Consider the following 11,029-nt stretch of genomic DNA (forward strand, 5'->3'; position numbering starts at 1 on the left):
CATACCCGAAGAGGGGCATGCGCCAGCCGGTTACAGATCGTGGTGCAAGTACGCCGCCTGTTTGGGCAGGCGCAAGCTGAACAGGAACGCCACCGCCATCATTGCCGTGACGTACCAGTAGAAGGTGTTCTCCATGCCCATGGACTTGAGCCCCAAGGCCACGTATTCCGCCGAGCCGCCGAAGATCGCGTTAGCCACCGCATACGCCAGGCCCACGCCCAATGCGCGTACTTGTGGCGGGAACATTTCGGCTTTCACCAGGCCGCTGATGGAGGTGTAAAAGCTCACGATGGCCAGCGCCAGGGTGATCAACACAAAGGCCAGGAACGGACTGCTGACGGTTTTCAGGGTCAGCAGGATCGGCACGGTGCACAGCGTGCCCAGGGCGCCGAACCACAGCATCGAGTTACGGCGGCCAATCTTGTCGGCCAACATGCCGAACACCGGCTGCATGCACATGTAGAAGAACAGCGCGCCGGTCATGATGTAGCTGGCGGTCTTGGCGTGCATCCCGGCGGTGTTCACCAGGTACTTCTGCATGTAAGTGGTGAACGTGTAGAAAATCAGCGAGCCGCCGGCGGTGTAACCGAGCACGGTGATAAACGCAGCCTTGTGATCGCGGAACAGCGCGGCAATGCTGCCGGCGTCCTTGTCTTCACGCATTTCCTTGCTGGTGGTTTCTTTCAGGGTGCGACGCAGCAGCAGCGAGATCACCGCCGCAATGGCGCCGATCACAAACGGAATCCGCCAGCCCCAGGCACGCAGTTCGTCTTCGGTGAGGATCTGTTGCAGGATCACCACCACCAACACCGCCAGCAGTTGCCCGCCGATCAGGGTCACGTACTGGAACGAGGCAAAGAACCCGCGCTGGCCCTTGAGGGCCACTTCACTCATGTAGGTAGCGGTGGTGCCGTATTCGCCGCCTACCGACAGGCCCTGGAACAACCGGGCCACCAGCAGCAAGGCCGGGGCCCAGGCGCCGATGTCTTTGTAGGTGGGCAAAAAGGCAATGACCAGGGAGCCGGCGCACATCATCAGCACCGAGATCATCATCGAATTCTTGCGACCGTGTTTATCCGCCACCCGGCCGAACAGCCAGCCGCCAATGGGACGCATCAGGAAGCCGGCGGCAAACACACCAGCGGTGTTGAGCAGTTGCACGGTGGGGTCGTCCGACGGGAAAAACGCCGGGGCGAAATAGATGGCGCAGAAGGCATAGACGTAGAAGTCGAACCATTCGACGAGGTTGCCGGAAGAGGCACCGACAATCGCAAAAATCCTTTTGCTGCGTTCTTCTCCGGTGTAGTGGCTGGTTTTTGTTGTCATATTTTTTCACTCAGTGGGAACGGTTATAGCCTAGACATACTTTGCAACAACCATGTTCCGCAAGCAGACTTTTGGATATTTGTTGCCTGTGCCGGCCTCATCGCGGGCAAACCCGGCTCCCACATTTGGAATGCATTCCCCTGTGGGAGCTGGCTTGCCTGCGATAGATCCCCAGCCAACTCAATAATCGAAGAACACCGTCTCTTCGTCTGTCCCCTGCAAAATCACATTCCACTGGTACACACCCGCCGCATCCGCCTTGGCGATCAACGTGCGCCGGCGCTCCTGTGGCACACACGCCAGCAGCGCGTCATCGCCATTCGCCGCCTCACCGTCAAAATAAATCCGCGTCAGCAGGTGCTTCACCAACCCACGGGCAAACACCAACACCACCAGGTGCGGCGCCTGGGTCGTGCCCTTCAACCCCGGCACACTGCCCGGCTTGATGGTGGTAAAGCGAAAACGCCCTTCGGCATCCACCGGCACCCGGCCAAAGCCTTCGAAGTTCGGGTCCACCGGCTTGTCCTGCTCATCCTCAGGATGGTCATACTTGCCGGCCGCATTGGCCTGCCAGACTTCCAGCATGGCGTCGTTGACCACATCGCCGTTGCCATCCACCACCTGCCCGGTGATCGCCACGCGCTCGCCGAGGGTGGCGGCAACGGTCAGGTCTTCGCGGTTCAGCCAGGTCAGGCCGATGTGGTAATACGGCCCGACGGTGTGGGAAGTAGTCGCGTTGAGGCTCATCTTATTTCTCCATCGGCGTGGCGTCGCGGCCGCGCAGGACGATGTCCCAGCGGTAGCCGAGGGCATAGTGCGGAATGGTTTTTTCCAGGTCGAAACTGGCGATCAGGCGTTCCTTGGCGGAGGTGTCCGGGACGCAGTTGTAGATCGGGTCGTACGCCAGCAGCGGGTCGCCGGGGAAATACATCTGCGTCACCAACCGCGTCAGCACACTCGGGCCGAACAGCGAGAAGTGGATGTGCGCCGGGCGCCACGCATTGTGGTGGTTGCCCCACGGGTAGGCGCCGGGCTTGATGGTCTGGAACTGGTACCAGCCCTCGGCGTCGGTGACCGTGCGCCCGGTACCGGTGAAATTCGGGTCCAGCGGCGCGTCGTGCTGGTCGCGCTTGTGGTTGTAGCGGCCGGCGGCGTTGGCCTGCCAGATTTCCACGAGGATACCGGGAACGGGCAAGCCGTTTTCATCCAGCACGCGCCCGTGAATGATGATGCGTTCGCCCTGGGGCTCGCCTTCATGCTGGGCGGTCAGGTCGTTGTCCTTCTCGTCGATCCGTTCGGCGCCGATGGTCGGGCCGGTGATTTCCGACAAGGAATGGGGCAGGAACACCAACGGCTTGGACGGCGAACGCAGGTTCGTCGACTGGTAGGCCGGGTGCAGGTAATCAGGCTGAGTACCCGCTTGCGGGCGCCGGTATCCGGGCTTGTCACTCATGGAGCAATCCTCTTTATTCTTGTGGGTCTCAAACGCGTTCGATCGCCAGGGCCAGGCCTTGGCCAACACCGACACACATGGTCGCCAGGCCTTTGCTGCCACCGGTTTTTTCCAGCTGATGCAGGGCGGTCAGTACCAGACGCGCGCCGCTCATGCCCAGCGGATGGCCAAGGGCAATGGCACCACCGTTCGGGTTGACCTGGGGTGCGTCGTCGGCAATCCCCAGTTCGCGCAGTACGGCCAAGCCCTGGCTGGCGAACGCTTCGTTGAGTTCGATCACATCAAAATCAGTGACCGCCAGGCCCAGGCGCTCCACCAGTTTGCGCACGGCCGGCACCGGGCCGATGCCCATGACCCGAGGTGCAACACCGGCGCTGGCCATGCCCAGCACACGAGCGCGAGCGGTCAGGCCATGTTTTTTGACGGCTTCAGCGGAGGCCAGGATCAGCGCTGCGGCGCCATCGTTCACACCCGAGGCGTTGCCCGCAGTGACGGTCTTGTCCGGGCCGTTGACCGGCTTGAGCTTGGTCAAGGCTTCCAGGGTGGTATCGGCCCGTGGATGCTCGTCGTGCTCGACCACGGTTTCGCCTTTTTTATGCGCGACACGCACCGGCACGATTTCTTCAGCAAAGAAGCCGGCAGCCTGCGCAACAGCGGTACGTTGCTGGCTGCGCAGGGCGAAGGCGTCCTGATCGGCGCGGGAGACTTTATAGTCGTCGGCCACGTTGTCGGCGGTTTGCGGCATCGGATCGACGCCGTACTGGGCCTTCATCAACGGGTTGATAAAACGCCAGCCGATGGTGGTGTCTTCCAGCTTCATGTTGCGCGAGAACGCCGCATCAGCCTTGCCCATCACGAACGGGGCGCGGGACATCGACTCAACGCCACCGGCAATCGCCAGCTCCATTTCGCCGCTGGCGATGGCGCGAAACGCCGTGCCGATCGCGTCCATGCCCGACGCGCACAGGCGGTTCAGGGTGACGCCGGGAATGCTTTCCGGCAGGCCCGCCAGCAATGCTGCCATGCGGGCCACGTTGCGGTTGTCTTCGCCGGCCTGGTTGGCGCAGCCGAGGAACACTTCATCCACCGCGTTCCAGTCCACCGACGGGTTGCGCTCCATCAGCGCCTTGATCGGCAGTGCCGCCAGGTCATCGGCGCGCACGGTGGACAAGCCGCCGCCAAAACGGCCGATGGGGGTACGAATGGCGTCACAGATAAATACGTCGCGCATCAGGCTTCTCCGGGGGCTTGGCCGTGGGCGGCAGCGGTGCGTGCCTCAAGGTCGCGCAGGGCGGTCAGTTCAATCTCGGTAGGTTCGGCGCTGGTGGTCAGTTGGTCGGCAAAGCGAATCGCCCAACCGGTGGCAGCCACCACTTGCTCACGGGTCACGCCGGGGTGCAGGGCGGTGACGACAAACTCGTGGCTGCCCTCCTCCGGTTCCATGATGCACAGGTCGGTAATGATGCCTACGGGACCGGCGCCTGGCAGACCCAGGCGTTTACGCGAGTCACCGCCTTCGCCGTGGCCGACCGAGGTGATGAAGTCCAGCTTGTCGACGAACGAACGCGCCGACTGCTTGAGGATGATCAGCACGCTCTTGGCAGAACCGGCGATCTCCGGCGCGCCACCGGCACCCGGCAGGCGCACTTTGGGCTGGTGATAGTCACCGACCACGGTGGTGTTGATATTGCCGAAACGGTCGACCTGGGCCGCTCCGAGGAAGCCGACGTCAATGCGCCCGCCCTGCAGCCAGTAGCGAAAAATCTCGCCGGTCGGCACCACGGTGTCAGCGGTTTCCGCCAGCTCGCCGTCGCCGATGGACAGCGGCAGCACGGATGGCTTGGCGCCAATCGGGCCGGACTCATAGATCAACACCACATCCGGCGACGACGTCAGGCGCGCCAGGTTGGCGGCCTTGGAAGGCAGGCCGATGCCGACGAAGCACACCGAACCGTTCTTCAGGCGGCGCGCGGCGGCGACAGTCATCATTTCATTGGTGGAGTAAGCCATTATTTGGCCTCCTGCGCGGCGGCCAGCTTGGCCTGGAATTCACTGAAGTTGGCAGTGCCGTGGATGTATTCGTTGATCCACGCAGTAAACGTCTCACGGTCCCGGGCGATCGGGTCCCACGCCTGGTAGAAGCGGTTGTCACGCTCGGTGTAACCGTGGGCGTAAGACGGATGCGCGCCGCCTGGCACGTGGCACACGGCGGTCAGGGCCCAGGTCGGCAGGACGCAGGCGTTCATCGGTGCGTTGAGGTCGTCGACGATTTCTTCGACGGTGACGATGCAGCGCTTGGCTGCCAGGGCCGCCTCCTTCTGCACACCGAGGATGCCCCAGAGCAGCACGTTGCCTTTGCGGTCAGCCTTTTGTGCGTGGATCACGGTGATGTCCGGGCGCACCGATGGCACGGCGGCCAGCACTTCGCCGGTGAAGGGGCAAGTCACGGTCTTGATCAGCGGGTTGACCTTGGGCAGGTCGGAGCCGGCGTAGGCGCGCAGCACCGCGAATGGCAGGCCGGATGCCCCGGCGACGTAGGCATTGGCCAGGTCGGCGTGGCTGTGTTCTTCGATCTCCAGTGGTTGCGGCCATTGCTTTTCAACCGCGTCCCGCAGGCGATGCAGGGAGCCCACACCCGGGTTGCCGCCCCAGGAGAAAATCAACTTGCGTGCACAGCCGGCGCCGATCAACTGGTCGTAGATCAGGTCGGGCGTCATGCGCACCAGCGTCAGGTCTTTCTTGCCCTGACGAATGATTTCATGACCTGCCGCCGTAGGGATCAGGTGAGTAAAGCCTTCGAGTGCAACGGTGTCGCCGTCATTCACGAACTGCTTGACCGCATCAGCCAGCGAAAGGATTTCAGCCATGGGGTTGGGCTCCCGGTATCGATCGAAAAAGGCGCTGGAGGCAGCGCCGAAGTGCTTGAAGATTAAGCCGGGGGTTAAAGCCAAACAATCCGATAATCGACTGAGTGTTCGATTATCGAACGAATTGTTTGCAAGCTATCTTTCCCTGTAGGAGCGAGCTTGCTCGCGAAAAACTTGAAGACGCCGCGTTCGTTCAGAATGCCAACGTCATCGCTAGAGACTTTCGCGAGCAAGCTCGCTCCTGCAAAAAATCGCTTCAGGTAGCGTCCGCGTGGCTGACCATCCCCTTGATCACCACCGCCGTGGTGGCCAATGCCGCCGGAATCACCAGGGCTGTCAGCACCTGTTCGAAGTTCCAGCCCAGGCCCAGCAGGGTTGCGCCCATCCATGCACCGAGGATCGCACCAAAACGGCCGATGCCGAGCATCCACGACACACCGGTGGCACGGCCTTGGGTCGGGTAGAAGCGTGCGGCCAGCGACGGCATCGCCGATTGCGCACCGTTGACACACATGCCGGCGATCAGCACCAGGGTCGCCAGGAGCGTGATATTGCCCAGGCTCTGCCCCACCGCGTAGGCAAACACCCCGGCCAGCAAGTAGAAGGCGCCGATGACCTTGTGAGGATTGAACCGGTCCATCGCCCAGCCCACGCCGACCGCACTCAACACGCCGCCAAACTGGAACAACGCGCCGATAAACGCGGCCTGTTCCATGCTGGCGCCGCTGTCGCGCATCAGGGTCGGCAGCCAACTGGTCAGCAGGTAAACAATCACCAGGCCCATGAAGTAGGTCAGCCACAACAGCAAGGTGCCGGCGCTGTAGGTGCCGGAGAAGATCACCGCGAACACGTTGCGCGCCTTGACGGTTTTTTGCTCGGGCACGCTGAAGCTTGCGGCCTGGGCGACGATGCTGGGTTCGATGGGCGCGAGGGTCTTGCGGACCTTGTCGGTGCCGCGATTGCGCACCACCAGGTAACGCGCCGACTCCGGCAGCCAGAACAACAACACCACCGCAAGGATCAACGGCAAGATGCCGCCGATCATCAGCAGGCTGTGCCAGCCAAAGGCCGGGATCAACTTGGCCGAGATAAACCCGCCACCGGCCATGCCCAGGTTGAAGCCGCAGAACATGCTGGTAACCAGCAGCGACTTATGACGTTCCGGGGTGTATTCGGAGAGCAGCGTCGTGGCATTCGGCATGCCGGCGCCCAGGCCCAGGCCGGTGAGGAAACGCAGGATCAGCAGTTGATCGACGTTACTGCTGTAGGCCGATGCCAGGCTGAAGGCGCCAAACACCAATACCGCTCCCACCAGCACCACCTTGCGTCCAAAGCGGTCCGCGAGCGGACCGGAGCCGAGGGCGCCAAAGACCATGCCGATCAACGCGGCACTCATTACCGGGCCGAGGCTGGCGCGGTCGATGCCCCAGTCCTGGGACAGCGCAGGGGCGATAAAGCCCATGGCGGCGGTGTCGAGGCCGTCGAGGAAGACGATGAGAAAACACAGGATCACCACCCGCCACTGATACCGCGACAGCGGCTGGGCGTTGATGAAGGACTGAACGTCCAGGCAAGTACCGACAGCAGGTGAAGGCTGATTCATTATTTTTATTTCCACACCGATGGGCGGGCGAACGACCTTGAGTCGTCATTATTATTGGGGCGGCGCCTTGAAGCGCTGCCGCACATTAATAAGCCTTGGGAAACACCGTCAATTCATCCAGCCGGGATCTGTGCGGTCACCGAACAGCTTACGCAAACAGCTGGGCACTCAGCTCCTGGCTGGCGCTGAGCATGCTCGGCAGGAAACGCTGCTCCAGCTCACTGCGGCTGACCCGCCCGGCATGGGTGCTGACGTTCAGCGCGGCGAGTACCTGGCCCGAGGCGTCGTATACCGGCACGGCGATGGAACGCAGGCCCTGTTCCAGTTCCTGGTCGACAATGCACCAACCTTGTTGCCGCACTTCCTGCAAGCATTCGAGCAAGGCTTGCGGGGTGGTGAGGGTGCGGCTGGTCTTGGTTTGCAGGTCGGCGTGGTCGAGATAGTCCTGCAGTGAAGCGTCATCCAGCGCGGCCAGCAGGATACGGCCCATGGAGGTGCAATAGGCCGGCAAGCGGCCGCCCACGGAAAGGTCGACGGAAATCAGGCGCTGGGTGGTGGCGGAACGGGCGATGTAGAGGATGTCATCGCCTTCGAGGGTCGCCATGTTGCAGGCTTCGTGGAGTTGCTCGCTCATGCGATCCAGGTACGGCTGGGCGGAAACCGCCAGGGGCGTGGACGACAGATAGGCGTGGCCGAGGGTCAGCACCTTGGGCAGTAGTGAATAGGTACGCCCGTCGGTGGTGGCGTAGCCGAGTTTGATCAGGGTATGCAGGCAACGGCGTACGGCAGCGCGGGGAATTTCCGTGCGGTGACTTATCTGGGCGATGGTCAGGTGGCGCTTGCGTTCCTGGAACGCCTGCACCACGGCCAGGCCACGGGCCAGAGAGGTCATGAAGTCCGGATCACCGGTAAACGCCTGGATGCGCTTGGCCGGTGACGCAACGATCGGCGGCGCCACTGACGCGAAGGAGTTGCGCAATTGATCGTTCATTTGGGGTCCTTTCTCTTATTTTTAACCGCAGCGGGGGTGAGCGCTATTACAAGCCGCCGTGTAATCGATACACAAGGCAAGGCGGGCAAGATCGGGCGATTATCGGACGGTCATTCGATTATCGCAATTAGTCACCGCCCGTCGGCGGTCGGCCCAGGTTGGTCCACCTCTCAATCGACTTTCAGAATCTTCTGATGTACGAGAGAACTTAAGGTTTATTTACCGCCTGTAGAATACGGCACAATTTATGACGTCAATAGTTGAGCAATTACCTGACGTGCTTGAGTAACAAAACCCTCACACAAAGTTGACGATTTTTAACTTGATGGTGATAGTGTTACTCAAACGCATGGCTATAATGCATCCTGTGCGAGGCCGGCTCCGTTTCAAAACGCCGATCCGAACCTGACCGGGCAACCATCGCCTTTGCGCAGGCCCCGCCGCAAGTACCTGACACTCATGCAAGATGCTGCCAATGGCTTGCGACTGTAAATAGAAACTGTTGCTACGACAGCTGTTCTTCTTCCGGTGCCGTGGCCGCATGCAATAAGGAAGTGATTGATCCTTCCCTGCATCGCGCTTCACTGGAATTAAACTCAACTCAATTAGGTAACAATGTGACGAAAGACGAACTGCGCGCGGAACTTGAGCGCCAGGAACAACGTTACAAGGATGTTTACGGCGGGGAAGTCACCACCTACGCCGCCCAGCCAGAACCTGAACGCAAGCCCTGGCGCAAACGAGCCAGTCTGCTCGACCAGGCCTTTGCCCAGGAAATCCATAAGATTGAACAGGACCTCAAAGCCGGAGAGCCATAAGCGATTCGGGTTGAGCATCCACGGTGCCATCTCTCTGCCAGCACCGCGCTGGCAGGGAGAAGCACCTTCATGGCGTCTTACCGAAATTTCATACAATTGTTTCAGAAGTTCCCTTCTGGCGGTTTAACCCGCAAATTTTCGCTATCTTCGTTATAAATCAAACACTTGCCGAAGCCCCGAAAACGCCGGGATGCGCCCCTCACCCTGATTTTTTTTCGTTGAAGAATGTTACCGATGAGCAGCTAGTGCATTGATTACCGATGTTTTCTGGCATAATCGCGCCCCCTTACGACCGGGTCAGAAAACCTTCATGATCGATTTATTCAGCGGACTGGATGCTTGGGTTCTAGTGAGCCTGTTGCTCGCCCTGGCCTTTGTCCTCGCCTTCGAGTTCATCAATGGCTTTCATGACACCGCTAACGCGGTTGCCACAGTCATCTATACCAAAGCCATGCCTCCGCATCTGGCCGTGTTCTTCTCCGGGGTGTTCAACTTCCTCGGCGTGTTGCTCGGTGGTGTCGGTGTTGCATATGCCATCGTGCACTTGCTGCCGGTGGAGCTGCTGATCAATGTGAACACCGGCCACGGTCTGGCCATGGTCTTCTCATTATTGGCCGCGGCGATCACCTGGAACCTCGGCACCTGGTATTTCGGGATCCCGGCGTCCAGCTCCCACACCCTGATCGGCTCGATCCTCGGTGTCGGCCTGGCCAACGCCCTGATCAACGACATTCCGCTGGCTGACGGCGTGAACTGGCAGAAAGCGATCGATATCGGCGCCTCGCTGGTGTTCTCGCCGATGGCTGGTTTCGTGGTGGCAGCCCTGGTGCTGCTCGGCCTGAAATGGTGGCGCCCGCTGTCGAAGATGCACAAGACACCGGACCAGCGCCGCAAACTCGACGACAAGAAGCACCCACCGTTCTGGAACCGCCTGGTACTGGTGATTTCGGCAATGGCCGTGAGCTTTGTGCACGGTTCCAACGATGGTCAGAAAGGTATCGGCCTGATCATGCTGGTATTGATCGGTATCGTGCCGGCGCAGTTTGTACTGGACCTGGGCAGCACCACTTACCAGATCGAGCGTACCCGCGACGCCACGCTGCACTTGAATCAGTTCTACCAGCGTAATCACGAAACCCTCGGTGAGTTCCTTGCTCTGGGCAAGAGTGTGAAAGACGATTTGCCGGGCAAGTTCCAGTGCAATCCGCAGCAGACTGAACCGACTATCAACGCCCTGCTGGGTACATTGAAAGGTGTCTCTGACTACCATTCGTTGACTGCCGAGCACCGGATTGAAGTGCGTCGTTATCTGTTGTGCCTGGATGACACCGCGAAGAAGGTAGGCAAGTTGCCTGGCCTGGAAGCGCGTGAGAAGTCGGACCTGGACAAGTTGCGCAAGGACCTGACGGCTACAACCGAATATGCACCGTTCTGGGTGATCCTGGCCGTGGCGCTGGCCTTGGGCCTGGGCACCATGGTGGGCTGGAAGCGTGTGGTGTTGACCATTGGTGAGAAGATCGGCAAGCAAGGGATGACCTATGCCCAGGGCATGTCGGCGCAGATCACCACGGCCAGTATGATTGGCCTGGCTAACATCTTTAGCCTGCCGGTATCTACGACCCATGTGTTGTCTTCGGGTGTGGCCGGGACCATGGTGGCTAACAAGAGTGGGCTGCAAGGCGGCACCGTTAAGACCATTTTGATGGCTTGGGTGTTGACGCTGCCGGCAACTGTGGGCCTTTCGGCTGGGTTGTTCTGGTTGGCTTCCAAGGCTTTGGGTAGCTGACAGATCTTTGGCTTGTGAAGAGGGTGCGACCTGTGAGGGTTGCGCCTTTTTTTATGGCTGGGGTTTGGGTGAATATCCGTTATTGGGGTGATGGCTGATATGGGTTCCGCTCTTACAGCGGCTCACTTTTGGCAAACGCCCCAAAAGTAAGCAAAACGCTCTTGCCCCACCACTCGGCACCTCGC

At 60.5% G+C, this 11,029-nt stretch carries 10 protein-coding genes; 2 read left to right on the forward strand and 8 right to left on the reverse strand.

What is annotated here, in order from left to right:
- Positions 1 to 30: 30 nt before the first annotated feature.
- From SNL23_RS18675 to pcaR, 8 genes are all read right to left on the reverse strand, one after another.
- Positions 31 to 1,326 (reverse strand): MFS family transporter, encoded by a 1,296-nt coding sequence (locus SNL23_RS18675; protein ID WP_076016559.1) that lies wholly within the window; start codon positions 1,324 to 1,326, stop codon positions 31 to 33.
- Between the two features lie 180 nt (positions 1,327 to 1,506).
- Positions 1,507 to 2,073, reverse strand: coding sequence for a protocatechuate 3,4-dioxygenase subunit alpha (pcaG, locus tag SNL23_RS18680; protein ID WP_003219820.1), 567 nt, complete (start codon positions 2,071 to 2,073; stop codon positions 1,507 to 1,509).
- 1 nt (position 2,074) lies between these two features.
- The gene (gene pcaH, locus SNL23_RS18685) at positions 2,075 to 2,779 is read right to left on the reverse strand and encodes a protocatechuate 3,4-dioxygenase subunit beta (RefSeq protein WP_076016558.1); all 705 of its coding nucleotides are present in this window, start codon (positions 2,777 to 2,779) and stop codon (positions 2,075 to 2,077) included.
- Positions 2,780 to 2,807: 28 nt separating this feature from the next.
- Positions 2,808 to 4,013, reverse strand: coding sequence for a 3-oxoadipyl-CoA thiolase (gene pcaF, locus SNL23_RS18690; RefSeq protein ID WP_173860403.1), 1,206 nt, complete (start codon positions 4,011 to 4,013; stop codon positions 2,808 to 2,810).
- Positions 4,010 to 4,792 (reverse strand): CoA-transferase subunit beta, encoded by a 783-nt coding sequence (locus tag SNL23_RS18695; protein ID WP_318303074.1) that lies wholly within the window; start codon positions 4,790 to 4,792, stop codon positions 4,010 to 4,012. Before SNL23_RS18695 ends, pcaF begins: the two co-directional genes overlap by 4 nt.
- On the reverse strand, positions 4,789 to 5,646 hold the full coding sequence (locus SNL23_RS18700) for a CoA transferase subunit A (protein WP_167662798.1): 858 nt from the start codon (positions 5,644 to 5,646) through the stop codon (positions 4,789 to 4,791). Before SNL23_RS18700 ends, SNL23_RS18695 begins: the two co-directional genes overlap by 4 nt.
- A 256-nt stretch (positions 5,647 to 5,902) precedes the next feature.
- Entirely contained in the window at positions 5,903 to 7,249 is a 1,347-nt protein-coding gene (locus tag SNL23_RS18705; RefSeq protein WP_076016554.1) for an MFS transporter, read from the reverse strand.
- A gap of 148 nt (positions 7,250 to 7,397) precedes the next feature.
- Positions 7,398 to 8,240, reverse strand: a complete 843-nt coding sequence (gene pcaR, locus SNL23_RS18710; protein ID WP_003219833.1) for a pca regulon transcriptional regulator PcaR — start codon at positions 8,238 to 8,240, stop codon at positions 7,398 to 7,400.
- A 617-nt stretch (positions 8,241 to 8,857) separates the two neighbouring features.
- Between pcaR and SNL23_RS18715 the strand changes: the two genes are divergently transcribed.
- Together SNL23_RS18715 and SNL23_RS18720 are read left to right on the forward strand one after the other, a co-directional pair.
- Complete coding sequence (locus SNL23_RS18715) at positions 8,858 to 9,058, forward strand: hypothetical protein (protein ID WP_076016553.1); 201 nt, start codon at positions 8,858 to 8,860, stop codon at positions 9,056 to 9,058.
- A 310-nt stretch (positions 9,059 to 9,368) separates the two neighbouring features.
- The gene (locus SNL23_RS18720) at positions 9,369 to 10,844 is read left to right on the forward strand and encodes an inorganic phosphate transporter (protein WP_167662799.1); all 1,476 of its coding nucleotides are present in this window, start codon (positions 9,369 to 9,371) and stop codon (positions 10,842 to 10,844) included.
- Positions 10,845 to 11,029: the final 185 nt, after the last annotated feature.

This window comes from Pseudomonas sp. SED1 (assembly GCF_034044025.1).
Classification (GTDB): domain Bacteria; phylum Pseudomonadota; class Gammaproteobacteria; order Pseudomonadales; family Pseudomonadaceae; genus Aquipseudomonas.

Bases quoted from the DNA above. Each gene is read 5' to 3' on its own strand.
- SNL23_RS18675 (WP_076016559.1), bottom strand. From the start codon at position 1,326: ATGACAACAAAAACCAGCCACTACACCGGAGAAGAACGCAGCAAAAGG.
- pcaG (WP_003219820.1), bottom strand. From the start codon at position 2,073: ATGAGCCTCAACGCGACTACTTCCCACACCGTCGGGCCGTATTACCAC.
- pcaH (WP_076016558.1), bottom strand. From the start codon at position 2,779: ATGAGTGACAAGCCCGGATACCGGCGCCCGCAAGCGGGTACTCAGCCT.
- SNL23_RS18700 (WP_167662798.1), bottom strand. From the start codon at position 5,646: ATGGCTGAAATCCTTTCGCTGGCTGATGCGGTCAAGCAGTTCGTGAAT.
- SNL23_RS18705 (WP_076016554.1), bottom strand. From the start codon at position 7,249: ATGAATCAGCCTTCACCTGCTGTCGGTACTTGCCTGGACGTTCAGTCC.
- pcaR (WP_003219833.1), bottom strand. From the start codon at position 8,240: ATGAACGATCAATTGCGCAACTCCTTCGCGTCAGTGGCGCCGCCGATC.
- SNL23_RS18720 (WP_167662799.1), top strand. From the start codon at position 9,369: ATGATCGATTTATTCAGCGGACTGGATGCTTGGGTTCTAGTGAGCCTG.